24 protein-coding genes are annotated in these 23,161 nt (G+C 59.8%); 11 read left to right on the top strand and 13 right to left on the bottom strand.

The features are described from left to right. Positions 1–23 precede the first annotated feature (23 nt). A complete protein-coding gene (gene mutS, locus NTA49_RS02905; RefSeq protein WP_258293149.1) occupies positions 24–2,654 on the top strand; it encodes a DNA mismatch repair protein MutS in 2,631 nt (876 codons plus the stop codon). Between the two features lie 31 nt (positions 2,655–2,685). On the opposite strand, the gene NTA49_RS02900 is transcribed toward mutS, so the two are convergent. Both NTA49_RS02900 and hrcA read right to left on the bottom strand, forming a co-directional pair. Then, positions 2,686–3,249, bottom strand: coding sequence for a nucleotide exchange factor GrpE (locus tag NTA49_RS02900; protein ID WP_258293148.1), 564 nt, complete (start codon positions 3,247–3,249; stop codon positions 2,686–2,688). A gap of 9 nt (positions 3,250–3,258) precedes the next feature. Then, on the bottom strand, positions 3,259–4,323 hold the full coding sequence (gene hrcA / locus NTA49_RS02895) for a heat-inducible transcriptional repressor HrcA (protein ID WP_258293147.1): 1,065 nt from the start codon (positions 4,321–4,323) through the stop codon (positions 3,259–3,261). A 110-nt stretch (positions 4,324–4,433) separates the two neighbouring features. Between hrcA and rph the strand changes: the two genes are divergently transcribed. Genes rph through hemW form a run of 3 tightly spaced genes read left to right on the top strand, consistent with a single transcriptional unit; the run spans position 4,434 to position 6,893 of the window. Continuing rightward, a complete protein-coding gene (gene rph / locus NTA49_RS02890) occupies positions 4,434–5,147 on the top strand; it encodes a ribonuclease PH (RefSeq protein ID WP_258293146.1) in 714 nt (237 codons plus the stop codon). Beyond that, positions 5,144–5,755 (top strand): RdgB/HAM1 family non-canonical purine NTP pyrophosphatase, encoded by a 612-nt coding sequence (rdgB, locus tag NTA49_RS02885; RefSeq protein ID WP_258293145.1) that lies wholly within the window; start codon positions 5,144–5,146, stop codon positions 5,753–5,755. The genes rph and rdgB overlap by 4 nt, the downstream gene beginning before the upstream one ends. Continuing rightward, positions 5,748–6,893: a radical SAM family heme chaperone HemW gene (hemW, locus tag NTA49_RS02880; protein WP_258293144.1), complete on the top strand. Its 1,146-nt coding sequence runs from the start codon at positions 5,748–5,750 to the stop codon at positions 6,891–6,893. The genes rdgB and hemW overlap by 8 nt, the downstream gene beginning before the upstream one ends. Here hemW and NTA49_RS02875 read toward each other — a convergent pair. The 7 genes from NTA49_RS02875 to NTA49_RS02845 all read right to left on the bottom strand — a co-directional run bounded on the left by NTA49_RS02875 (position 6,890) and on the right by NTA49_RS02845 (position 14,249). Further along, a complete protein-coding gene (locus tag NTA49_RS02875; RefSeq protein ID WP_258293143.1) occupies positions 6,890–7,783 on the bottom strand; it encodes a ParB/RepB/Spo0J family partition protein in 894 nt (297 codons plus the stop codon). The two genes, hemW and NTA49_RS02875, sit on opposite strands and share 4 nt — an antisense overlap. Position 7,784: 1 nt before the next feature. Then, positions 7,785–8,600 (bottom strand): ParA family protein, encoded by an 816-nt coding sequence (locus tag NTA49_RS02870; RefSeq protein ID WP_258293142.1) that lies wholly within the window; start codon positions 8,598–8,600, stop codon positions 7,785–7,787. Beyond that, a complete protein-coding gene (gene rsmG / locus NTA49_RS02865; protein ID WP_258293141.1) occupies positions 8,593–9,210 on the bottom strand; it encodes a 16S rRNA (guanine(527)-N(7))-methyltransferase RsmG in 618 nt (205 codons plus the stop codon). The genes NTA49_RS02870 and rsmG overlap by 8 nt, the downstream gene beginning before the upstream one ends. After that, positions 9,207–11,066, bottom strand: a complete 1,860-nt coding sequence (gene mnmG / locus NTA49_RS02860; protein WP_332844274.1) for a tRNA uridine-5-carboxymethylaminomethyl(34) synthesis enzyme MnmG — start codon at positions 11,064–11,066, stop codon at positions 9,207–9,209. The genes rsmG and mnmG overlap by 4 nt, the downstream gene beginning before the upstream one ends. 14 nt (positions 11,067–11,080) lie before the next feature. Beyond that, a complete protein-coding gene (gene mnmE / locus NTA49_RS02855; protein WP_258293139.1) occupies positions 11,081–12,361 on the bottom strand; it encodes a tRNA uridine-5-carboxymethylaminomethyl(34) synthesis GTPase MnmE in 1,281 nt (426 codons plus the stop codon). Positions 12,362–12,379: 18 nt separating this feature from the next. Further along, complete coding sequence (gene rho / locus NTA49_RS02850) at positions 12,380–13,678, bottom strand: transcription termination factor Rho (RefSeq protein ID WP_261368069.1); 1,299 nt, start codon at positions 13,676–13,678, stop codon at positions 12,380–12,382. Between the two features lie 121 nt (positions 13,679–13,799). Further along, the gene (locus tag NTA49_RS02845; protein WP_258293138.1) at positions 13,800–14,249 is read right to left on the bottom strand and encodes a CopD family protein; all 450 of its coding nucleotides are present in this window, start codon (positions 14,247–14,249) and stop codon (positions 13,800–13,802) included. Positions 14,250–14,652: 403 nt separating this feature from the next. Between NTA49_RS02845 and NTA49_RS02840 the strand changes: the two genes are divergently transcribed. From NTA49_RS02840 to dnaQ, 4 genes are read left to right on the top strand one after another with little or no spacing between them, the layout of a single operon-like run. Beyond that, positions 14,653–15,252: a Maf family protein gene (locus tag NTA49_RS02840; protein WP_258293137.1), complete on the top strand. Its 600-nt coding sequence runs from the start codon at positions 14,653–14,655 to the stop codon at positions 15,250–15,252. Next, a complete protein-coding gene (locus NTA49_RS02835) occupies positions 15,249–16,082 on the top strand; it encodes a shikimate dehydrogenase (protein WP_258293136.1) in 834 nt (277 codons plus the stop codon). Before NTA49_RS02840 ends, NTA49_RS02835 begins: the two co-directional genes overlap by 4 nt. Further along, positions 16,079–16,672, top strand: a complete 594-nt coding sequence (gene coaE / locus NTA49_RS02830) for a dephospho-CoA kinase (RefSeq protein WP_258293135.1) — start codon at positions 16,079–16,081, stop codon at positions 16,670–16,672. The genes NTA49_RS02835 and coaE overlap by 4 nt, the downstream gene beginning before the upstream one ends. Then, complete coding sequence (gene dnaQ, locus NTA49_RS02825) at positions 16,665–17,351, top strand: DNA polymerase III subunit epsilon (RefSeq protein WP_258293134.1); 687 nt, start codon at positions 16,665–16,667, stop codon at positions 17,349–17,351. The genes coaE and dnaQ overlap by 8 nt, the downstream gene beginning before the upstream one ends. A gap of 28 nt (positions 17,352–17,379) precedes the next feature. Here dnaQ and secB read toward each other — a convergent pair whose 3' ends face one another. After that, a complete protein-coding gene (gene secB / locus NTA49_RS02820) occupies positions 17,380–17,871 on the bottom strand; it encodes a protein-export chaperone SecB (RefSeq protein WP_258293133.1) in 492 nt (163 codons plus the stop codon). Between the two features lie 85 nt (positions 17,872–17,956). Next, positions 17,957–18,436, bottom strand: a complete 480-nt coding sequence (locus tag NTA49_RS02815; protein WP_258293132.1) for an FxsA family protein — start codon at positions 18,434–18,436, stop codon at positions 17,957–17,959. A gap of 106 nt (positions 18,437–18,542) precedes the next feature. On the opposite strand from NTA49_RS02815, the gene NTA49_RS02810 reads away from it, so the two are divergent. From NTA49_RS02810 to NTA49_RS02800, 3 genes are read left to right on the top strand one after another with little or no spacing between them, the layout of a single operon-like run. After that, positions 18,543–19,199: a Tim44/TimA family putative adaptor protein gene (locus NTA49_RS02810; protein WP_258293131.1), complete on the top strand. Its 657-nt coding sequence runs from the start codon at positions 18,543–18,545 to the stop codon at positions 19,197–19,199. Positions 19,200–19,252: 53 nt separating this feature from the next. Then, positions 19,253–20,245, top strand: coding sequence for a murein transglycosylase A (gene mltA, locus NTA49_RS02805; RefSeq protein WP_258293130.1), 993 nt, complete (start codon positions 19,253–19,255; stop codon positions 20,243–20,245). Beyond that, positions 20,242–20,832 (top strand): Smr/MutS family protein, encoded by a 591-nt coding sequence (locus NTA49_RS02800; protein WP_258293129.1) that lies wholly within the window; start codon positions 20,242–20,244, stop codon positions 20,830–20,832. Before mltA ends, NTA49_RS02800 begins: the two co-directional genes overlap by 4 nt. On the opposite strand, the gene NTA49_RS02795 is transcribed toward NTA49_RS02800, so the two are convergent. Together NTA49_RS02795 and NTA49_RS02790 are read right to left on the bottom strand one after the other, a co-directional pair. Continuing rightward, positions 20,829–22,070: an MFS transporter gene (locus NTA49_RS02795; RefSeq protein WP_261368068.1), complete on the bottom strand. Its 1,242-nt coding sequence runs from the start codon at positions 22,068–22,070 to the stop codon at positions 20,829–20,831. The two genes, NTA49_RS02800 and NTA49_RS02795, sit on opposite strands and share 4 nt — an antisense overlap. Before the next feature lie 2 nt (positions 22,071–22,072). Further along, the gene (locus NTA49_RS02790; RefSeq protein ID WP_258293127.1) at positions 22,073–23,161 is read right to left on the bottom strand and encodes an alpha/beta hydrolase; all 1,089 of its coding nucleotides are present in this window, start codon (positions 23,159–23,161) and stop codon (positions 22,073–22,075) included.

The raw sequence follows: 23,161 nt of genomic DNA, 5'->3' as shown, positions 1-23,161 counted from the left end.
CGCTGGTTCGCATGGGGGCAGGTATGACGGTTACGCCGATGATGGCGCAGTTTCTGGAGATCAAGCAGGCGCATCCCGGATCGCTGCTGTTCTACCGGATGGGCGATTTCTATGAAATGTTCTTTGAAGACGCGGTGGCCGCCGCCGAAGCACTGGACATTGCCCTGACCAAACGCGGCAAACATGACGGCGACGATATTCCGATGTGCGGCGTGCCGGTACATTCGGCAGAAGGCTATTTGCTGACCCTGATCCGCAAGGGGTTTCGCGTGGCGGTGTGCGAGCAGTTGGAGAACCCCGCCGAGGCGAAGAAACGCGGCCACAAGTCGGTGGTCAAACGTGGCGTTGTGCGTCTGGTGACACCCGGAACCCTGACCGAGGATTCCCTGCTGAACGCGCGGCAGCACAACTATCTGGCAGCTTTTGCCCAGGTGCGCGACGCGTCAGCGCTGGCTTGGCTGGACATGTCGACCGGGGCGTTTCGCGTGATGCAACTGAACCAGATGCGGCTGGGGCCGGAACTGGCGCGCTTGGCACCGTCCGAGTTGATCGTGATGGACACGACCGAGCCTGAATTGGCCGAATTGGTGACTGATTTCGGGATTTCGATGACGCCGCTGTCGCGTGCGACATTCGACAGCACCGGCGGCGAAAAGCGGTTGTGCGAGCTGTTCGGCGTGCAGACGCTGGACGCCTTTGGCAGTTTTGACCGCGCGCAGATTTCCGCGATGGGGGCCATCGTCGAGTACCTGAACATCACGCAAAAAGGCAAACTGCCCTTGGTGCGTCCGCCGCAGCAGGAAGATCAGATGGGGCAGGTGCAGATTGATGCCGCAACCCGGCGCAATCTGGAACTGACCCACGCCCTGTCCGGGGGTCGCGCCGGATCACTGCTGGCGACCATCGACAAGACCCTGACAGCCGGGGGCGCACGTCTGTTGGAGCGTCGCCTGTCCAGCCCCTCGCGCAATGTGCGAATCATTCAGGATCGGTTGGACGCTGTCGGTTTCTTCCTTGATAACGGTCTCGCGGAGGGCCTGACCGAACGGCTGCGCCACGTGCCTGATCTGGACCGAGCCCTGTCGCGGCTGTCACTGGATCGTGGCGGGCCCCGCGATCTGACCGCCATCCGGGACGGGCTGAGCCAGGCAGCCACCATCGCGCAGGACGGGCTGGGGCCGGATGCACCGCACGGCGTGACGGATGCGCTGGAACGTATGGGCGGGATGGGGGATCTGGTGAACCTGCTGGACGACGCGCTGGTGGCCGAACCGCCCTTGCTCGCCCGCGATGGCGGGTTCATTGCACCGGGATACGACGCCGATCTGGACGAAGCCCGCACCCTGCGCGACGAGGGGCGGTCGGTGATCGCCGCCATGCAACAGGATTTTGCCAAGGTCACCGGCATCACGTCGCTGAAGATCAAGCACAACAACGTGCTGGGCTATTTCATCGAAACCACAGCAACCCACGCAGAAAAGATGCTGTCGCCGCCTCTCTCCGAGACCTTCATCCATCGCCAGACCACAGCCAATCAGGTGCGGTTCACTACGGTTGAGTTGTCCGAGATGGAAACCAAGATTTTGAACGCGGGCAATCGCGCGATCGAGACAGAAAAGCGGCTCTACCAAATGCTTTCAGCCTCCATTCTTGAAAAAGCCGCCGAGATTTTCCAGACCGCAACGGCCTTGGCGGAACTTGACGTGTCCTGCGCCCTTGCCCGTCTGGCCCGGTCCGAAAACTGGTGCCGCCCACAGGTGGACGACAGCCGCGCGTTCGATATCGTCGGCGGACGCCATCCCGTTGTGGAAAAGTCCCTGCGCGATGGATCGGGCGAAGCGTTCATCGCCAATGACTGCAACCTGACGGTCGAAGACGGATCGAACATCTGGCTGCTAACTGGACCCAACATGGCCGGTAAATCCACGTTCCTGCGCCAGAACGCGCTAATCGCACTGCTCGCGCAAATGGGCAGCTATGTGCCTGCCACTTCCGCCCGCATCGGTGTGATCAGCCAGTTGTTCAGCCGCGTCGGCGCCGCCGATGATCTGGCGCGCGGGCGGTCCACGTTCATGGTCGAAATGGTCGAAACCGCGGCGATTCTCAATCAGGCGGATGACCGTGCGCTGGTGATCCTGGACGAAATCGGGCGCGGCACGGCCACCTATGACGGCCTGTCGATTGCCTGGGCGACGCTGGAGCATCTGCACGACGGCAACAAAAGCCGCGCGCTGTTTGCCACGCATTACCACGAACTGACCGCGCTGGCGGGCAAGCTGGATCACGTGGACAATGCCACCGTTGCGGTCAAGGAGTTCGACGGCGAAGTCGTGTTCCTGCACGAGGTGCACAAGGGTGCCGCAGACCGGTCCTATGGCGTGCAGGTGGCGCAACTGGCCGGATTGCCGCCCTCGGTCATTGCCCGCGCCCGAACGGTTCTGGAAGCATTGGAAAAGGGCGAGCGTGAAGGCGGTGCCACGCAAAAGGCGCTGATCGACGATTTGCCGCTGTTCAGCATGCAGGCCACTGCCCCTGCGCCCAAACAGGCGCAAAGCCCCGCGTTAGAGATGATCGGCGCGCTGCATCCCGACGAGATGACGCCTAAGCAGGCGCTTGAAGCGCTTTATAAACTGAAAGAGGCGGCCAAAACCTGACCGCCTCTTTTGAACTCGAATTTCAAAACCTTTACGATGCAGGCATCGACGACACGCCGACCTGCGCAGGACGCAGCAAGCGGTCGTGCAACATGAAACCTTCTGCGGCGACCTGAATGATCTCGCCCGCCTTGGTGCCGGGAACAGGTGCCTCGAACATCGCCTGGTGGTGCTGCGGATCGAATTTATCGCCCACTTCTGGTGCAATCATGTCGATGCCGTGCTTTTTGAACACACTCAGCAACTCGCGCATCGTCAGCTCGATCCCTTCAAGCAATGGCCCTGCCACTTCGCGCTGGTCCTCGTTCGTGGTCTCAAGCGCACGCTTCATGTTGTCATAGACCGGCAGCATGTCGCGGGCCAGCTTCGAGCCGCCATAATTCTCGGCCTCACGACGGTCCTTGTCTGACCGCTTGCGCGCATTCTCGGCATCCGCCAGCGCACGCATGAAACGGTCCTTCAGCTGATCCCGCTCGGCGCGCAGCTGGTCCAGCTCCAACGCCTCGTCATCAATCTCGGCCATGTCATCCGCGTATTCGTCCGCCTCGGCCGCGTCGATGTCGTCCAGGAAATCGTTGTCTTTCGGCTCCGCCATTCTTCACCTCTAACTTTTATCGGTCAGCAATTTGCCTACCAATTGCGCCGTATAATCCACGATCGGAACGATGCGCCCATAGTTCAGCCGCGTGGGCCCGATGACCCCGACCGCTCCGATGATCTTTCGATCTGCGTTCATATATGGGGAAACCACCAGAGAGGAACCCGAAAGTGAAAAAAGTTTGTTCTCCGAGCCGATAAAAATGCGCACACCGTGGCCTTCATCGGTCAGTTCGAGAAATTCAGCGATGTCGCGCTTGCGCTCAAGGTCGTCAAAGAGCGTGCGGATGCGGTCCAGGTCCTCGCCCTCGCCCGCGGCGCCCAGCAGATTCGACCGCCCCCGCACGATCAACCGCTGGTCGCGGTCGTCATCGCCGTCCCAGACGGCCAGACCCTGCTGCACCAGTTCGGCGGCCAGACTGTCGATCTCGCGTCGGCGCTTCTTGATCTCGATCTGGATCACCGATTGCACTTCGCTGAGGGTTTTCCCCTCGATCAGCGCATTGAGAAAATTCGCCGCCTCACGCATTGAACTGGGCGTTTGACCCGGCGGTGGTGTGAATAGACGGTTTTCAACGTGACCATCGGCCAGAACCAAGACGCCCAAGGCACGGTCATGCCCCAGCGACACGAACTCGATATGCTTGATCGGTGCCTCGTGCTTGGGCGCCAGAACCAGCGATGCGCCCTGCGTGACACCCGACAAGGCAGAGCCAACGCGGTCCAGCAGCCCGGCGACATCCCGCTCGTTGCCACCGCGCGTCGCGTCCAGCTTTTCGCGATCGGCTGAATCGGGCACACCAACCTCCATCAGACCATCGACGAACATGCGCAGTCCGCGCTGAGTCGGGATGCGACCGGCACTGACATGCGGGCTGTCCAGCAGCCCCATGAACTCAAGATCCTGCATGACGTTGCGAATGGTCGCCGCACTGACCTTTTCACTGAAATCACGGGTCAGCGTGCGTGATCCGACCGGATCGCCGTTGGCAAGATAGCCTTCGACCACGCGGCGAAACACTTCGCGCGATCGGTCGTTCAGCTCTTCCAGGATATTCGGTGTGTCTGTCATAATTTGCCTCGGCGTAGCCAATAGAAGGGCTGAGCAACAAAAGGTCAATCGCACTTGCGTCACAGCCCTGTGGGGCGTTATCCCCGGCCCAACAATGAAAGGGATTTATCATGCGACCTTCGGGACGAAAACTGGACGAGATGCGGGCCGTTTCGATTGAAACGGGCTTTACCAAACACGCCGAAGGATCTGCGCTGATCAAGATGGGCGACACCCACGTTCTGTGCACCGCCACCATCGAAGATCGCGTGCCGCCGTTCATCAAGGGGTCGGGGTTGGGCTGGGTCACCGCCGAATACGGCATGTTGCCCCGCGCCACCAACACCCGGATGCGCCGCGAGGCCGCGTCGGGAAAGCAAGGGGGCCGTACGGTCGAAATCCAGCGCCTGATCGGACGGTCGCTGCGCGCAGGTGTGGACCGCTCTGCCTTGGGCGAACGCCAGATCACCATCGACTGCGACGTCCTGCAGGCCGATGGTGGCACCCGCTGCGCGTCGATCACCGGCGGCTGGGTCGCACTGAAACTGGCGGTTAACAAGCTGTTGAAAGCGGGCGATATCATCTCTGATCCTCTGGTAGACCCTGTTGCCGCAGTAAGCTGCGGTATTTATGCGGGCCAGCCCCTGCTGGATCTGGATTACCCAGAGGACAGCGAAGCGGGCGTTGACGGCAACTTTATCCTGACCGGTACCAGCCGCCTGATCGAGGTACAAATGAGCGCCGAAGGGCAAACATTCTCGCGCGATCAGATGAACCAGTTGATGGATCTGGCGGAAAAAGGTGTCTCTGAACTGGTCGCGGCACAGAAGGCCGCCACCGCATGACACGCAAGTTCACGGGTGAGCAGTTGCTGGTGGCCACGCACAACGCGGGCAAGCTGGAAGAGATGGTCGCGCTTTTCCTGCCGCGAGGTGTGCGGGTCGTCGGCGCTGCGGAAATGAAGCTGCCCGAACCGGATGAGACCGAGACCACTTTTATCGGGAATGCCCGGATCAAGGCGCACGCCGCGGTTCAGGCCACCGGCCTGCCCGCTTTGGCGGACGATTCCGGTATCCAGGTCGACGCGCTGGACGGTGCACCGGGGGTCTATACCGCCGATTGGGCTGAAACCCCGAACGGTCGCGACTTTCTGATGGCAATGACCAAGACCCACGACCTGCTGGAAGAACGCAACGCGCCGCAACCACGGACGGCCCGCTTCTGCTCCACACTCGTGCTTGCATGGCCAGACGGACACGACGAGGTTTTCGAAGGCACCGTCGAGGGCACGCTGGTCTGGCCGCTGCGCGGCGCCTTGGGCCACGGCTATGACCCGATGTTCCAGCCCCTCGGCCACGACGTGACATTCGCCGAAATGACAGCGGACGCCAAAAACGTGATCAGCCACCGCGCCGATGCGTTCGCCAAACTGATCGCAGGTTGCTTTGACTGAAGATTGGCAAAATGGCGGCTTTGGCATCTATATCCATTGGCCGTTTTGTGCCGCAAAGTGTCCCTATTGCGACTTTAACAGTCACGTAACGCGCAGCGTCGATCATGCTGCATGGCGTGATGCCTATCTGGATGAGATCCGCAAGGCCGCCGAACAAACGCCCGGCCGCGTTGTGCACACCGTGTTTTTCGGGGGCGGCACGCCCAGTCTGATGGAGCCTTGGGTTGTCGGTGAGATCATCGACGCGGTCCGCAAGCATTGGCCCACCGCTAATGACATGGAAGTCACGCTGGAGGCGAACCCCGGCTCGGTCGAGGCGCAGCGCTTTGCGGACTTTCGATCAGGCGGCGTCAATCGGATTTCGATGGGCATCCAGGCGTTGAACGACGACGATCTGCGCCGCCTGGGCCGTATCCATTCGGCAGACGAGGCGCGCGCAGCTTTCGACATTGCTCGAAGGACATTTGATCGGGTCAGTTTCGATCTGATCTATGGGCGGCAGAAGCAGACCTTGAAGGACTGGGAAGCCGAGCTGAAGCAGGCTCTGAACATGGCGATTGACCATCTGTCGCTCTACCAGCTGACCATCGAACAAGGGACGGCATTTGGTGATCGCTATAACGCGGGAAAACTGGCCGGGCTGCCGGACGAAGATCGTGCGGCGGATATGTTCACCCTTACCCGCGATATCTGCGCGGATTTTGGCATGCCCGCCTATGAGGTCAGCAATCACGCCCGTGATGGCGCTCAATCGCGGCACAACCTGATTTATTGGCGCTATGGCGATTACGTGGGCATCGGACCTGGCGCACATGGACGGATCACTTCGAACGGTCAGCGCTATGCGACCGAGGCGCCCAGCAACCCGAAACGCTGGCTGGAAGAGCTGCGCCAACTGCCTGCCGCGCCGCTAACCGGCGAAGATCAGGCCAACGAGTTCCTGCTGATGGGTCTGAGATTGACCGAAGGCGTTGATTTGACTCGTTTTGAGGCGCTTTCCGGGCGCTCTGTGGCTCCTGACGCGCTCAAAAACCTCTCTGACCTGGGTTTGCTCAGTCAGAGAGGTAAAAGAATTTCCGTTACAGAACAAGGTGTTAGTGTTTTGAACGGTGTTTTACGCGAGTTGTTGGCGGATTAGCTTCCGCTGAGCATCCGGCACAATTCGTCCAACTCATCCAGCGTTTTATAGGAAATCGACAGCTGACCGGATTCACCGCCCGGCTTGTGTGTCAGGTTGACGCGCATGCCAAGAGCAGCAGACAGGTCTCCCTCAAGCGCTTTCGTGTCTGCATCTTTGGGGTCACCCGCACGCTTGCTTTCGGCCTTCGGCTCCTTGACGTCGCTTCCGCCCTGCATTGACTTCACCAGGGCTTCGGTCGCCCGAACGCTCAAACCGTCTTCCACGACCTTGCGCGCCAACGCAGATGGATCATCCGCCGTGATCAGGGCCCGCGCGTGTCCAGACGTCAGACCGCCATTGCGCATCATTTCCAGCACATCATCAGGCAATTGCAGCAAGCGCAGCAGGTTGGCAATGTGACTGCGGCTTTTCCCCAGTGCCTCGGCCATCTTCTCTTGCGTGTGGCCGAATTTGTCCATCAACAGACGATAGCCTGCGGCCTCTTCAATCGCATTCAGATCAGCGCGCTGAATGTTCTCGATGATCGCGACTTCCAACACTTCCGTGTCGTCAAAGTCGCGCACGATAACCGGCAGCTCGTGCAACTTCGCCATCTGCGCGGCGCGCCAACGACGCTCACCCGCAACAATCTCGAACCCGCCATCTTTCTCGCGCACAATCAGCGGCTGAATCACGCCCTTCTCAGCGACCGAAGCCGCCAGATCGTTCAGATCGTCCTGGGTAAACCGCTTGCGGGGCTGGTCGGGATTGGGCTTTACCCGCTCGATTGGGACGATGCGAATGCCCGTCCCCGCGCTTTCCTTCGAGACCTGCTCGGCCTCGTTCACATCGGCCATCAGTGCCGAAAGCCCGCGCCCCAGGCCTCGTTTCTTGTCTTTGGGAACCATTCTAGGCCTCTACTTTCTGTCGTGCATTGTTCCGGATAAACTCGGACGCCAAGTCGCGATAGGCTTTTGCGCCGCGCGACGCAGGATCGTAATTCAGAACCGGCATCGCGAAAGACGGCGCTTCGGACACGCGAACGTTGCGCGGAATAACCGTCTTGAACACCAGATCCCCAAGGTAATCGCGCGCATCCTGCTCGACCTGCAAACTCAGGTTGTTGCGCTGGTCGTACATGGTCAGGACCACACCTTCGATCCGAAGTTCCTTGTTACCTGACTGACGCACCTCGCGAATGGTCAGCATGAGCTGCGAAAGCCCCTCGAGCGCAAAGAACTCGGATTGCAGCGGCACAAGAACCGAATGCGCCGCAATCATCGCGTTGACGGTGAGCAAGTTCAGCGAAGGTGGGCAGTCAATCAACACGTAGTCGAAGGCAAACAGGTCCATTTGCACCTGCCGCAAAGCATCATGTAGCAGAAAGCTGCGCTTTTCGTTCGAGATGAGTTCGAGATCAGCCGAGCTGAGATCGACCGTCGCCGGAATGATCGACAGATTTTCAAAGGCGGTCGGCAGGATGGCCTCGTTCAGATCGATGTCTTCAAGAAGCAATTCATAGGTCGTCAAAACCCGATCATCGACTTCGATCCCCAAACCGGTGGACGCATTGCCCTGTGGGTCGAGATCAACCACGAGGACCTTGCGACCCTTTTCAGCCAGCGCCGCTGCCAGGTTGATCGACGTCGTCGTTTTTCCGACACCGCCCTTCTGGTTTGCCACTGCTACGATCTTGGGTCCTGCTGGACGCGTTGGGTCAGACACGTTTCAACTCCTTGATCTGCAAAATGGCCGCTTGCGCATCCGTATGGCTGGGGTGCGCCTCACACTCGAATGTCCATGTTTTCCGCGCATCATCAAGCTCTGATTTCCAAAGCTCACCTTTGGGAAACAGCGCTTGCCCGTAGCTTGCGAGGTGAAGCGCAGTAAACTCAAGCAAATCAGACAGCTGAGACAAAGCGCGTGCGGAAATGACATTGGCCTTCAGCGGATCAAGTGATTCAACGCGTTTGGCCAGGACCGAGGCGTTCAAGTCCAGCTCTCGGATTGCTGTGCGCAGAAAGGTTGATTTCCGCTGATCGCTTTCGACAAGCGTAAATCGCGTGGTTTTGCCTGCTTTTTTGGCAAAGATAGCGCAGATAATCGCAGGAAAGCCGCCCCCGCTCCCGAAGTCGGCCCAATGTTCAGCTTGAGGTGCAAGTTTCCAGACTTGTGCGGAATCCCAGATATGGCGGTTCCAAAGTTCGGGTGCGCTTGAGCGCGACACCAGATTGATCTTGGCATTCCACCTGAGAAACAGATCATGAAAGCGTTCGAGGTCGGTCAATGTTTCACGTGAAACATTCCCCTCCAGCCAGTCGGGAACTATCGTCATGCCGATTTCTTTTGGTGTTGACGAAGCTTCGCGAGCAACAGAGCCAACGCTGCGGGGGTCATCCCCTCTACACGCGCGGCCTGCGCCAGGTTGTCGGGGCGCGCGCTTTCCAGCTTTGCGGACAGTTCATTCGAGAGGCCACTTATACCGGCATAGGTGAACCCAGTTGGTATCACGTGAGCCTCATCCTTTTTAATTCTGTCAATATCCTTTTGCTGCCGGTCGATGTAATTCGCATAAAGCGCATCGCGGGCGAGCTGGATTTGAATAGGCCTATCAATCGCACTCAGGTCCGGTTGAACCCGCACCACGTCTTTGAACTGGACATCCGGGAAAGCCAACAGCTGGTAGGGCGTCCTGCGCGTGCCGTCCTCCTTCACTGCAATTCCAGCTCTTGAAATGTGTTTTGGCGTATAAGCTTCGCGCGACAACGCCTGATAACCCACCTCCAAAGCGTCACGCTTCGAATCGAACAGCGCACGACGCTGTACCGAGACCATGCCCAGATCCATCGCTGTGGGCGTCAACCGCTGGTCTGCGTTATCCGCCCGCAAAGACAGTCGGAATTCGGCACGCGACGTGAACATGCGGTAGGGCTCGGTTACACCGCGTGTGGTCAGATCGTCGATCATTACGCCGATATAGCTGTTTGCCCGGCTGAATTGCACCGGTTCGCGCCCCTGCGCGAGACAGGCGGCGTTTATTCCGGCGACAAGACCCTGCGCCGCAGCTTCTTCATATCCGGTGGTGCCATTGATCTGTCCCGCAAGGAACAAATGCGTGGTCGCGCGCAACTGCAGCGATGCATCAAGGGCGCGGGGATCGATGTAATCATATTCGATCGCATAACCGGGCTGCAGTATCTTCGCAGTCTCAAGTCCGACAATCGAATGAATGTAATCTTCCTGCACGTCCACGGGCAGCGACGTCGAAATGCCATTCGGATAGACCGTGTGCCCGGTCAGACTTTCGGGCTCAAGAAAGACCTGGTGAGATGTCTTATCCGCAAAGCGCACGACCTTATCTTCGATCGAAGGGCAATAGCGCGGCCCGGTGCCGTCGATGTGCCCGCCATACATCGCAGAGCGCGCCAGGTTCTTGGAAATAATCTCGTGGGTGCGCTCATTTGTGTGGGTTATCCCGCACGCAACTTGTTTGGCGGCAAGCTTTGTGGTCTCGAACGAGAAAAACGCCGGTTCATCGTCGCCTTGCTGCTCTTCCAATACCGACCAATTGATCGTCCGCGTGTCCAGCCGCGGCGGGGTCCCCGTTTTCAACCTGCCGAGGGGCAGGCCAAATGAATCGATCCTCTCGGCAAGCTTAACCGAAGCCTTGTCACCCATCCGACCACCGGAGTGCTTTTCCTCGCCGATATGGATGATCCCGCGCAGGAATGTGCCCGTGGTCAGAACAACGGTGGTGCTGTGCAACAGTGTGCCGTCGGCCAATTCCACGCCCGTGACTTTCTGACCGGACATCTTCAGATCGACAACTTCACCTTCAACAATGGTAAGGTTGTCTTGGGCCTGGGTTGCCGCCAGCATTTCGCGTTGATAAATCGCACGGTCCGCTTGCGCGCGTGGCCCTTGGACTGCAGGACCCTTGCGACGGTTCAGCAGCCGGAACTGAATCCCGGCCTTGTCCGCCACCTTGCCCATCACTCCGTCCATCGCGTCGATTTCGCGCACGAGGTGACCTTTTCCCAGCCCACCGATCGCCGGATTACAGGACATGACGCCGATACCAGACAGGGTCATGGTAACAAGCGCTGTCCTGGCACCCATTCGCGCAGCAGCATGCGCAGCCTCCGCACCTGCGTGACCTCCCCCGATTACCAACACATCAAAATGTTTCACGTGAAACACTCCTATCACTTGCCCAAGCAAAAACTGGAAAAGATCTCATCCAGCAAATTTTCGACGTCAATGCGCCCAACGAGAAACTCAAGGCTTCGAATCGCGGTGCGCAGTTCTTCTGCCGCCAGATCATAGACCTCCGGGCCCTGATTGACGAGGCGAGACGCGTCTTTCATCGCTGTGACGGCGGATTGCAGCGACGTTCGGTGCCGTGCTCGTGACGTAAGCCCCGAGTGGGTCGCCCTGTCCGCGAAAACAGCCTTCACCTCTTGAACCAAAGCATTCAGCCCAGCACCTGTCACGCCCGACACGCCCGTTCCATCTGTGCGCAAATCTGCCTTTGGGGCGACGACAATGTCCTGCGGCAATGGGTCCAGCGGCAGGTCGGACACGTTTTCCGATAGAAACACGCGAAGGTCTGCTGTCTTCGCCCTTGCGATGGCGCGTTCGATCCCGATGGTTTCGACCTGATCATCGCTTTCGCGCAATCCGGCCGTATCGAGGAAGGTCACGGGCAAGCCGTCCAGATCCATCCGAACCTCGATCACATCGCGCGTGGTACCCGCAAACTCCGAAGTGATCGCGGCATCGCGTCCGGCAAGCGCGTTCAGAAGCGTGGATTTTCCCGCGTTGGGCAATCCGACGATGGCGACCTCAAACCCGGTGCGCACGCGCTCTGACACGTACGATCGCGAAATTTCATCGGATGCCTGGGACATCACGCTTTCCAGCAAGGCCGACACCTCGGGGGCGACGTCCACGGGCACATCCTCATCTGCAAAGTCTATGGTCACCTCAAGCAGCGACGCCGCGTTAATCAACCGCGCGCGCCAGTCTTCGACGACCTTGCTCAGCGCCCCTTCGACAGTTTGCATGGCTTGTGCGCGCTGAAACTCCGTTTCGGCGTCGATCAGGTCGGCCAGACCTTCGACCTGGGCCAAATCCATCTTGCCGTTTTCCAAGGCGCGTCGGGTAAACTCGCCCGGCTCGGCAAGCCGGACGCCGTCGAAGGCGCTCAACGTGTCCAAAACCCGGTCGATGATTGCGATGCTGCCGTGCAGGTGCAGCTCGATCACATCCTCGCCGGTGAAACTGTGCGGGGCCGCGAATGTCAGTACCAGCCCGCGGTCGATCAAGTCACCGTCAGAACTGACAGGCCGCACCGCAAAGCTTCCCACCTTGGGAAGGGTTCCGCACATCTGCATCCCGACGCTGTGCGCGGCAGGCCCGGACACGCGCACGACGGCCACGCCTGCGCGGTCCTGCGCGGTTGCAAGGGCGAAAATCGTATCCATCGGTCACGCCCCCAGGGGTCAGGTGTTCATGGAATCGAAGAAATCCGAGTTTGTCTTAGTCTGCTTCAACTTGGAAATCAGGAACTCTATGGCGTCGGTCGTGCCCATCGGGTTTAGAATCCGGCGCAAGACGAATGTCTTGGCAAGGTCCGTCTTGTCCACCAGCAACTCTTCTTTCCGGGTGCCGGATTTCAGAATGTCGATGGCCGGGAACACGCGTTTGTCCGCGATCTTGCGATCCAGGACGATCTCGGAGTTGCCGGTACCTTTGAACTCTTCAAAGATCACCTCGTCCATCCGGCTGCCCGTGTCGATCAGCGCAGTGGCGATAATGGTCAGGCTGCCGCCCTCTTCGATGTTACGCGCAGCACCAAAGAAGCGCTTGGGGCGTTGCAGGGCGTTGGCATCGACACCGCCGGTCAGAACCTTGCCCGACGACGGCACGACCGTGTTGAACGCGCGGCCCAGACGGGTGATCGAATCGAGCAGGATGACCACGTCGCGTTTGTGTTCCACCAGACGTTTGGCCTTTTCGATGACCATTTCCGATACGGCCACGTGGCGCGTTGCGGGCTCATCAAAGGTCGAACTGATGACCTCGCCCTTGACAGACCGCTGCATGTCGGTGACCTCTTCGGGCCGCTCGTCGATCAGCAGGACGATCAGATAGCATTCGGGGTGGTTGCGTTCGATGCTGTTGGCGATGTTCTGCAGCAGAACGGTCTTACCTGTGCGCGGCGGTGCCACGATCAGCGAACGCTGGCCCTTGCCGATGGGCGACACCAGGTCGATGATCCGCGCCGACCGATCTTTGGTCGCGGGCTCGTCGGTTTCCATCGTCAGACGCTCGTCAGGGTAAAGCGGTGTCAGGTTGTCGAAAGCAATCTTGTGACGCGCTTTCTCCGGATCTTCGAAGTTGATGTTCGCAACATCCGTCAGCGCGAAATAGCGTTCGTCATTGTCTGGCGCGCGGATGCCGCCGTCGATGGTGTCACCGGTGCGCAACGAATATTTCCGGATCATGTCGGGGGAGACATAGATGTCATCGGGGCCAGAAAGATAGTTGGCCTCGGGAGAGCGCAGAAAGCCAAATCCGTCCTGCAGCACTTCCAGAACGCCATCGCCGGACACGTCCCAGCCTTCGTCCGCGCGTTCCCGCAGAATCTGGAACATCATCTCGCCTTTGCGCATGGTCGAGGCGTTCTCGATCTCAAGCTCTTCGGCCATCGCCAGCAAATCTTTGGGGCTGTTGGCTTTCAGCTCGGCCAGGGTCAGGCGTTCAACTTGTTCAGCTGCGTCCATCGTTTCAGTTGTCATGCAAACACGTAGCAGCCGGCGCAAAACAGGCTGTCCCAAATCAAAATATATCGCGAGATGCGGTCCCCGAACGGGGTGCGTGGGGATCAAGTAGGCAAATGTGCCGTCAAAGTCAATGAATTCAGAACTTCACTACAACCGACAGCACGATCACGACCATCAGAAGCGTCGGCAGTTCGTTCATCATCCGGTAGGTGCGGCCCGTCTTCAGACCCTCGCCCGCGACGAAACTGCGCCGTTGACCCGCCAGCCACATGTGAAACCCCGTCATGGCCAGCACCGCAATCGCCTTGGTCCAGGGCCAGACCATGTCCCAGCTGACAATGCCCGGCGTCGCCACCAGCAAGAGACCGAAAAGCCAGGTAGAAATCATTGCAGGATTCATGATCACCCGCAGCAGCTTGTTTTCCATGACGATAAACAGGTCATGACTTGGCCCGGTCTGGCCTGCTGTTTCGACGTGATGCACGAACAGTCTTGGCAGATAGAACAGCCCCGCCATCCACGCGATCACCGACATGATGTGCAAAGCCTTGATGTAGAGATACCAGTTGATCAGAAAATCGGTCATGGGGCCCCCTGCGCTCGGGTCCTTACTAATAATATATATAAGAGAAAAGAAAGGATGATGATTAAGTAGGGGGCCAGGATTTCTGTGGATTATTGTTCTGTGCACGGGGTTGTGCACAGGGGCAAAAGTTACCCTCTGCTTTGCATGATTGATCGAACGAAGATATTATTTTATTAATATCAGGAGGTTACAAGCGTAGTAAACCAAGCTCACATCTGACAATCCTGTGGATGCTTTCACGCGAATTCAGTTATCAACAGCGTAAATTCTATCCTTGTCCATGGGGGTACAAGCGTGCCCGAACCCGCCCAAACTGCGGCGAAATTCGGGATTGAAACCACGGCGGATAATTCCCACAAGAGTGCCATCACGCTGCACATGGTTTTCGCACAAGGTTATCCACATGCCACAGGCTCTCATCCTCGCCTCGGGGTCGTCCATCCGGGCGGGTATGCTGACGCAGGCGGGCGTTCCCTTCGAGGTGATGAAACCACGCGTAGATGAAGAAAGCATTAAAGCAGGACTATTGGCGGAAGATGCCAAGCCGCGCGACATCGCCGACACACTGGCCGAAATCAAGGCGCGCAAGATCAGTGACAAGCATCCCGGCGCCTTTGTTCTGGGCTGCGATCAGGTACTGGACCATCGCGGAACGCTGCTGTCGAAACCGGAAACGCCCGATCAGGCGGTGTCGCAGCTGATTGCCTTGCGCGGTGACACCCACAGCCTGCTGTCGGCAGCGGTGATCTGCGAGGACGGCAAGCCGATCTGGCGGCACATCGGGCAGGTTCGCGTGCGGATGCGCGATGCGTCGGATGGCTATATCCAGGACTATGTCGACCGCAACTGGGACAGCATCCGTCACAGCGTCGGTGGCTACAAGATCGAGGAAGAGGGCGTGCGGCTGATGGCCAGCATCGAAGGGGATTACTTTAGCGTGCTGGGTATGCCACTTTTGCAGCTTCTGGCCTTTCTCACAGTCCGAGGAGTTGTGCAGGCGTGACCGATACAAAGATTCCATTGGCGGGCGTGATCGGTGCGCCCGTTGCCCATTCCAAATCGCCGCAATTGCAGCACCACTGGCTAAAATCGCTTGGGCTGAAGGGGCACTACATCCCCATGCACGTCGAACCCGAGGATCTTGAGCGGGTGTTGCGCACCCTGCCCGCCATGGGCTTTGTCGGGGTAAACATCACCATTCCGCACAAAGAGGCAGTCTTGCAGATCGCCGACCAGGTGACGGATCGCGCCACGCTTATCGGCGCTGCAAACACGCTTATTTTTCGCAAGGACGGTAAAATCCGGGCCGACAACACTGATGGCTACGGGTTTCTGGAAAACCTCAAGGCCGGCGCGCCGGAGTGGGACCCGAAATCAGGGCCCGCGGCTGTTCTGGGTGCCGGGGGTGCATCGCGCGCGGTTGTCGCGTCGCTGCTGGAGGCAGGCGTGCCAGAGATCATGCTGACCAACCGCACCCGTATGCGTGCCGAACGGCTGGCGTCCGACTTTGGCAACCGGGTGCAGGTCTATGACTGGGTGCAGGCTGGCAACATGCTGGACGATGCGATGCTGACCGTGAACACCACGTCGTTGGGGATGATCGGGAAATCGGAATTGCGCGTACCGCTGGATGGTCTGCGGCGCGGGACTGTGGCCACGGATCTGGTCTATACACCGCTGAAAACCAGGTTCCTCGCGACCGCCGAGGCACAGGGCTGTGTTGTCGTAGATGGCCTGGGCATGTTGCTGCATCAGGCCGTGCCGGGGTTCGAACGTTGGTTCGGGCAGCGCCCAACCGTCGACAGCGCAGCACGTGCGGCGGCCCTGCGATGACCTTTCGTCTGGGGCTGACCGGGTCCATCGGCATGGGCAAATCGACGACGGCGCAACTGTTCGCCGAAGCGGGTTGCGACGTCTGGGATGCGGATGCGGCGGTGCACCGGATCTATGGCAAGGGCGGCAGTGCGGTCGAGCCGATGCGCGCAATTGAGCCGCGCGCGGTCATCGACGACGCGGTCTCGCGCCCGTCACTGCGTGCGCTGATCGCCGAAGACCCCTCGTTGCTGGTGCGGATCGAGAAAATCGTTCACCCGCTCGTGGGTCTTGACCGTCAGCAATTCGTGGATGCGGCGCGCTCTGACATTCTGGTCTTCGACATTCCGCTTTTGTTCGAGACTGGCGGCAACAAGGCGATGGACGCTGTCGTTTGCGTCTCTGTTCCGGCAGAAATCCAGCAAGAGCGGGTTTTGGCACGCGGAACCATGACGCAAGAACAGTTCGAGCAGATCAAGGCGAAACAGATGCCGAACGATGACAAGGTCGCGCAATCCGATTATGTTGTGATCACCGACACGACGGACCATGCCCGCGCGCAGGTGCAGGCCATCGTAAGCACCATCAAGGCAGGTCTGACCCATGCGTGAAATCGTTCTAGACACTGAAACCACCGGTTTCGACCCGTTTTCCGGTGACCGCATCGTCGAGATCGGGGCGGTCGAGCTGATGGGGCACATGGCGACCGGCAAGAACTATCACCAATACATCAACCCCGAACGCGGCATGCCGGACGAGGCGTTTCAGGTGCACGGGCTGGGCGATGATTTCCTGCGTGACAAGCCCAAGTTCGCGGCCATCGGGCAGGCGTTTCTGGATTTTATCGGCGATGCAAAGCTGGTGATCCACAACGCGGCGTTCGATATGAAGTTTCTGAACGCCGAGTTGAAGTGGATGAACCTGCCGGAGATCCCCTATAACCGGGCCATCGACACGCTGGACATAGCGCGAAAACGCTTTCCCGGATCGCCCGCGTCGCTTGATGCGCTTTGTCGGCGGTTTGGCATCGACAATGGTGCGCGCACACTGCACGGCGCTTTGCTGGACAGTGAAATTCTTGCCGAAGTCTATCTGGAGCTTATCGGCGGACGGCAGCCTGATTTTGGCCTGTCCTCCACCGGATCGCAAAAGTCGGATGGCGACCTGCCCGACTGGACACCGCCACCGCGCCCAAATGCGCTGCCGCCGCGCATAACCGAAGAAGAGCAGCGGGCCCACGCCATGTTCGTCGAAAAGATGGGTGAGGCGGCACTCTGGGCAAAGGGCTGAAGGCCAGGGGCGGCCTTCAGCAGATCAATCAGGCGTCGGCCTTGGGCGGGTTTTCCGCCTGACGACGCGCGATTTCGTTGCGGTACATCGAGATGAAGTCGATGTTTTCCAGGTTCAGCGGCGGAAAGCCACCGTCGCGGGTGATGTCGCTGACCACGCGGCGTAGGAACGGAAAGATCATGCGCGGGCATTCGATCAGCAGGAACGGATGCATCTGGTCTTCAGGCACGTTTTCGATATGGAAAATGCCGACATAGTCGATTTCCAGCAAGAACAGCGTCGCGCCGCCGTCTTTGGCCTTGGATGTCACGTTCAGTTTGATCGCGGATTCGTACTGGTTCTCGGTCGTGCGCTTCTTGGCGTCCAGGTTCACCTGAACCTGCACGTCGGGTTGCACATCCTGCGGCGCGCCTTTTTGCGCCATGATGTTCTCGAACGAAATGTCGCGAATGAATTGGCCCAGAATGCGCATGTTCGGTTGCGCCTGTTGCTGTGGTGCCTGACCGTCAGTTTCAGCCATTGAACTCTCCCATTGAATTGCGGTTTTTTGTCGCTTTAGCAGGTTGCTCGGCTGGTCTCAATGCTGGGCCTTGGCCTGGGGTGGCTCAATTCTTGGTCCAGCCGGAGGGCCCCTGCGGCTTTTTGTCATCCGGGGTCACGTCGTGATAATCGGCATCAATGACGTCGGGTCGCCCCGGCCTGCGCGGCGGATTTTGCGGCCCGGTGGCAAAGCTGGCGACGTTGATACGGCTGCGCAGGGCCTGAAACATTCGCGACCGCACCTGCGGTATCATCAGCGAAAAGCCGACCGCATCGGTGAAGAAACCGGGCGTCAGCAAAAGCGCGCCTGCGAAGAGGATCATCGCGCCATGCACCAGCGGTTCTGTCGGGTCATGCAACTCGTTGACCGACGATCTGAGCTTGTCGATCGTGCGCAAACCCTGCTGGCGCACCAGATAGGTGCCCACGATCGCGGTCACGATGACGGTCAGAAGGGTCCAGCCCAGCCCGATTGCGCCGCCGATCTGGATAAAAAGCGTGATCTCGATCAGTGGTACGACCAGAAATGCCAAAAACAACCACATACAAACGTTCCTTTCTTGCCGGCGCGGTGGACTTGGTGCGCCTCAGCCCCTACATAATGTCCAGCACCGCGGGTTACCACTTTTCCGCCTGAAAGAGGTTTTTTCAATGCAAACGCCCCTCCTCCAACTGTTGGTTCTGGTTGGCATCGCCATTTTTCTGATCCTGCGGCTGAAAAGCGTTCTGGGCACCCGCGAAGGCTTTGAAAAGCCGCCCGTGACAAAGCAGCAGACAGGGTCCATTCGCCCCGAATTCGAAGTGATCGAAGGCGGCCCCGATCTGGACATCACCGACCACGTCCCCGAAGACAGCGATGCCGCCAAGGCATTGGCAGGAATGAAACGGGTCGAGCCGTCGTTCAACGTCGCCGACTTTCTGGGCGGCGCACGCGGTGCCTACGAGATGATCGTCTTAGGTTACGAGCGTGGCGATCTGGCACAGATCCAGCCGTTCCTGTCGGAAGAGGTCTACGAGAGCTTTGTCGACGGCGTTGCCGCGCGCGAGGACCAAGGCCTGACCATCGACGTCAACTTTATCGGCGTCTCCGAGATCAAGCTGAACGACGCCACGTTCGACGCCGAAACCAACGAGGCCGAATTGACCATCCGCTTTGTCGCCGAGCTGACCTCGGCTGTGCGCGACAAGGGTGGTGATATCGTCGAAGGCAGCGCAACCGAAATCAAACGCCAGAAGGACACTTGGGCCTTTGCGCGGACAATGGGTTCGGATGATCCAAATTGGCTGTTGGTTTCCACAGACGCTTGAATTGGCGCGCGAGCTGGCGGTGTGTCGTCGCCTCTGTCCTCATGGGGGGGGCGATGACACAAATGGCCCAGTCTGAAACGCGGGTGCAGGTCATTGATTTCGACCAGCTTGAAGGGTGGGCCGCCGATGACCACGCCGCAGCACTTACCGTGTTCAGGAACACCTGTCAGGATCTGAAAGACCCGGATTGGCGCGCCCTGTGCGCCTTTGCCGCACAGAACCCAGAGCCGCGTGCGTTTTTCGAACTGCTGTTTCGCCCGGTGCTGATCGAAGACGGAAACGACGCTCTGTTCACGGGCTACTTTGAGCCCGAACTGGATGGATCGCGCTGGGAAACCTCGCGCTTTCGCTATCCGGTCTATGCGATGCCGCCCGAGGCCCGCGTGAACCGGCCCTGGCTGACCCGACGTGACATTCTGAACGGCCCAACGATGTCAGGGCGCGGGCTGGAAATTGCCTGGGTCGATGACCCGGTCGAGTTGTTCTTTCTGCAAATTCAGGGGTCCGGGCGTATCCGTCTGCCCGATGGCAGCTTTTTGCGCGTCGGCTACGAGGGATCGAATGGCCACGATTACAGTTCCATCGGGGCGGAACTGGTGCGGCGCGGCACATATTCCGTGCATCAGGTCAGCGCCGACGTGATCAAGAACTGGGTGCGCCGCAATCCCGATGCCGGGCGCGAACTGCTGCTGCACAACGCATCCTATGTTTTCTTCCGCGAGGTGAGCGAAGTGCCTGCGGACCGTGGACCGCTGGGGGCGATGAACCGCTCGATCACCACGATGCGCTCGATTGCGGTCGATCCGGCCTTTGTCACGCTGGGCGCGCCCGTCTGGATCGAAAAAGACGGCGAGTCGCCCATGCGGCGCCTGATGATCGCGCAGGATACCGGATCGGCGATCAAGGGCGCGCAGCGCGCGGATGTGTTCATCGGCACCGGTGACGACGCGGGGCGTTTTGCGGGGCAGCTGCGCGATCCGGGGCGGATGTATGTGCTGCTGCCGATCCAGCGCGCCTATGCGATGCTGCCCGAAAGTGCGATATGACACGGCGCAAACTCAGACCGGACGAGCTTGAACTGTGGCGCAAGGTCACCGAAAAGGCCGAAAAGCTGGACACAGGTGCCGCGATGAAACAGGCGCTTGAGGTTACGCGGGTCGATCCCGCACAGCCGCGCGTCGCATCGCGGTTCGAAACCCTGCCCAAGCCTGCGGGCACCAAGGGCCAGCCGACCATCACCCGCGACGTGTTGCGCCCGGTGGCCGAGCGTCTGTCGAAGGCGCAGGTCCAGATGGACCGCAAGGCGTTCGACCAGATGCGCCGTGGCAAGCTGAAGCCCGAGGGCCGCATCGACCTGCACGGGATGACGCTGGACCACGCCCATCCAGCGCTGACGCGGTTCATTCTGGCCTCTCAGGGTTCTGGCAGGCGGTTGGTTCTGGTGATCACCGGCAAGGGCAAGGCCCGCGACGAGGGCGGGCCGATACCGGTGCGCTTCGGCGTGCTGCGTCATCAGGTGCCGCAATGGCTGTCGATGCCGCCACTGGCGCAGGCGGTCTTGCAGGTTACCCCGGCCAATATCCGGCACGGCGGCACGGGGGCCTATTACGTCTATCTGCGCAAACGGCGCTAGGCCCTGTCGGCGCGGCTGCGCACAATGCCAAGTCCGACCATCGCGGACGTAAAGATGAAATAGGCGGCGATCCCCAGATATTGCACATTCAGCGTCACACCTGCGTCGATCATTACGCCGGTGATGCCCGGCCCGATGGCCGATCCCAGAACCATCACTGCGGCGGCCATCGCCTTGATCGAGCCGATGTGGCACGTGCCGTAGAATTCCGCCCAGAACGCGTTGGGCAGGGTCGAATTGGCCCCCGTCGTCATCGCCAGACAGAAGAAACCGGCGATCAGCGGCACGATGCCCTGCCCCAACCCGAACAGCGTGAACGCGGCGACCATCGGCAGCTGATAAAACGGCAGCAGACGTGCGGTGCCAAAGCGGTCCAGCGCCCAGCCGGAGATGATCAGAAACCCGATGGAGCACAGCGTATAGACCGGGAACAACGCAACCAGCGACAGATGCGTGATGCCTTTGACCTGGGCAAAATGGACCTGATGAAAGAAGAACGCGGTGTTGAAGGCCGATGGCCCCAGCAGCGCCGGGAACATAAACCAGAACAGCGGGTGCCGCAGCGCCTGCATCCGCGTCCAGTGCAGTCCGCGCATGCCAAGGCTGGCATTTTCCTCGGCCATCGACTGCGGCGTGCGTTCGGTTCGAAGCAGCGACAACAGAACCGGCACCCCGATCAGCGCGACAATCGCGGCAGCAACCCACAGCAGCCGCCAGTCCATCACCGTCATCAGCGCCACGAAGGACAGCGGCAACAGCGCCTCACCCAATGAAAAGCCCAGGCTTGCCAGTGCCAGTGCACGGCCCCGTGTCGCCACGAACCAGCGCGCCATGGCCACGATCGCGATGTGGCTGGTCATGCCCTGCCCGGTCAGGCGCAGCGCGAATATCACCACCGGCAGCGCCCAGACAAAGGGGTTTGCGGCCATCATCAGACAGGCAGCCGCCAGCAGCATCAGCACACCCGCCCCCAGATGGCGCGCGCGGAACCGGTCGGTCAGCCCGCCCGCCCAGATCATCACCACCGCCGATGCGGTGGTGCCCAGCGAATAGATGCCACCCCAGGCCCCGTGGCTTAGATCGAACGCGCTCTGGATCTCTGCCGCGAAGATCGAGATGAAAAATGTCTGCCCAAAAGACGATAGAAGCGTCAGCAGCGCCCCCGCGCCCAGCCAGCGCGCATTTCCTGCGATGAATTTGGTCAATGGCTGTGACCCAGCCAACGGTCCTGTGTGCATGATCAGGTCGGCGGGCGCACGGTGATTTCTGTGGCGTCGCCGTAAACCCGGCGGGTGCCCGGCAGGCTGAGGCTCGCACCCGTTCCACCGCTGATGAAATCGGGGTCAAGCCGCCCCAGATTGCTCAATAGGGCCCCCAACGCCGGCGAGCCGGCAGTGACGAAATGTCCGGCGCTCTGGCGGTCTTCGAAGGCTGACACGTCGATCACCTGAACCGGCAGGTCGTCCAGCCGTTTGGTCGAATTCAGATTGCCCAACTGAACTTCTTCGCCGCGCAGGAATGCCGACAATTTCAGCACGATGTCGCGTTGCGAGACAAAGACCATGAAGGGCTGCGGCAGCTTTTCAAAGGCGCTTACCTGCGCACGGAACACGTCAACATTCAGATCGGGCGACAGCAGCACCACACCCGCGATGTTGTCCGAGGTCCAGCCCGGACGGGCGATCTCGATCTGGCGCAGGGTCTCCATCAGCACCGTGCTGCCCATCGAATGCGCCACCAGAACGATCCGGTTGGTTCCGGCGCGTTGCACGTCGTACAGCAGCTCTTGAAGGCCATCGCGGGCAAACAGGGCGCTGTCGGCGTCATATTGATAGCCCAGCGGATTGCCCCGGCTGGGCCAGGCGTAGGTCACGAAAGATCCCGGCAGTCTCAGATCATGTGCCATCTGCGCCGTGCGGAACACGGAATCGGCGAAGCTGTTGTTGAACCCGTGTACGAACACGGTCACCTCGCGGTCCTGCGCGTCGATCTGGTTCAGTTCGCGGTTCAATGCATCGCGAAACGCTGCAGGCGTCTGAAAATCACTGCGCTGGGCGATTACGAAATCCCGCAGCGGCTTGGGGTCCTCCAGCCCGTGCGAAATCTCGCCGAACGCGTGGCCCGGCGGAATCGAAATCTGAACCTCCAGCAGTTTCAGCTGCTGGGATCGCTCTATTCCGAACGCGCCTGCCGGGGTTTCCTTGCGGGTGGTTCCGACAAAGATGTTCTGGTTGGTGCCCACCTCAAGCGCCGAGGGCACCACAGGCGCAAAGGTGCGGTCGGTGCAGCCCGACAGCACGAATACGATCATGATCAGATAACGCAGCAC

Source organism: Pseudosulfitobacter koreensis (assembly GCF_024733015.1).
Lineage (GTDB): Bacteria > Pseudomonadota > Alphaproteobacteria > Rhodobacterales > Rhodobacteraceae > Pseudosulfitobacter > Pseudosulfitobacter koreensis.
The sequence above is the reverse complement of the archived record's forward strand: the minus strand, read 5'-3'. Positions and strand labels throughout refer to the sequence as shown.

Excerpts from the sequence above, each read along its gene's own strand:
- NTA49_RS02875 (WP_258293143.1), bottom strand. The coding sequence starts at position 7,783 with ATGGTTCCCAAAGACAAGAAACGAGGCCTGGGGCGCGGGCTTTCGGCA.
- mutS (WP_258293149.1), top strand. The coding sequence starts at position 24 with ATGACGGTTACGCCGATGATGGCGCAGTTTCTGGAGATCAAGCAGGCG.
- NTA49_RS02900 (WP_258293148.1), bottom strand. The coding sequence starts at position 3,249 with ATGGCGGAGCCGAAAGACAACGATTTCCTGGACGACATCGACGCGGCC.
- NTA49_RS02815 (WP_258293132.1), bottom strand. The coding sequence starts at position 18,436 with ATGTGGTTGTTTTTGGCATTTCTGGTCGTACCACTGATCGAGATCACG.
- rho (WP_261368069.1), bottom strand. The coding sequence starts at position 13,678 with ATGACAACTGAAACGATGGACGCAGCTGAACAAGTTGAACGCCTGACC.
- dnaQ (WP_258293134.1), top strand. The coding sequence starts at position 16,665 with ATGCGTGAAATCGTTCTAGACACTGAAACCACCGGTTTCGACCCGTTT.
- NTA49_RS02845 (WP_258293138.1), bottom strand. The coding sequence starts at position 14,249 with ATGACCGATTTTCTGATCAACTGGTATCTCTACATCAAGGCTTTGCAC.
- rph (WP_258293146.1), top strand. The coding sequence starts at position 4,434 with ATGCGACCTTCGGGACGAAAACTGGACGAGATGCGGGCCGTTTCGATT.
- mnmE (WP_258293139.1), bottom strand. The coding sequence starts at position 12,361 with ATGGATACGATTTTCGCCCTTGCAACCGCGCAGGACCGCGCAGGCGTG.
- NTA49_RS02795 (WP_261368068.1), bottom strand. The coding sequence starts at position 22,070 with ATGCACACAGGACCGTTGGCTGGGTCACAGCCATTGACCAAATTCATC.
- NTA49_RS02810 (WP_258293131.1), top strand. The coding sequence starts at position 18,543 with ATGCAAACGCCCCTCCTCCAACTGTTGGTTCTGGTTGGCATCGCCATT.
- coaE (WP_258293135.1), top strand. The coding sequence starts at position 16,079 with ATGACCTTTCGTCTGGGGCTGACCGGGTCCATCGGCATGGGCAAATCG.
- NTA49_RS02800 (WP_258293129.1), top strand. The coding sequence starts at position 20,242 with ATGACACGGCGCAAACTCAGACCGGACGAGCTTGAACTGTGGCGCAAG.
- mltA (WP_258293130.1), top strand. The coding sequence starts at position 19,253 with ATGACACAAATGGCCCAGTCTGAAACGCGGGTGCAGGTCATTGATTTC.
- rdgB (WP_258293145.1), top strand. The coding sequence starts at position 5,144 with ATGACACGCAAGTTCACGGGTGAGCAGTTGCTGGTGGCCACGCACAAC.
- hrcA (WP_258293147.1), bottom strand. The coding sequence starts at position 4,323 with ATGACAGACACACCGAATATCCTGGAAGAGCTGAACGACCGATCGCGC.
- NTA49_RS02840 (WP_258293137.1), top strand. The coding sequence starts at position 14,653 with ATGCCACAGGCTCTCATCCTCGCCTCGGGGTCGTCCATCCGGGCGGGT.
- rsmG (WP_258293141.1), bottom strand. The coding sequence starts at position 9,210 with ATGACGATAGTTCCCGACTGGCTGGAGGGGAATGTTTCACGTGAAACA.
- secB (WP_258293133.1), bottom strand. The coding sequence starts at position 17,871 with ATGGCTGAAACTGACGGTCAGGCACCACAGCAACAGGCGCAACCGAAC.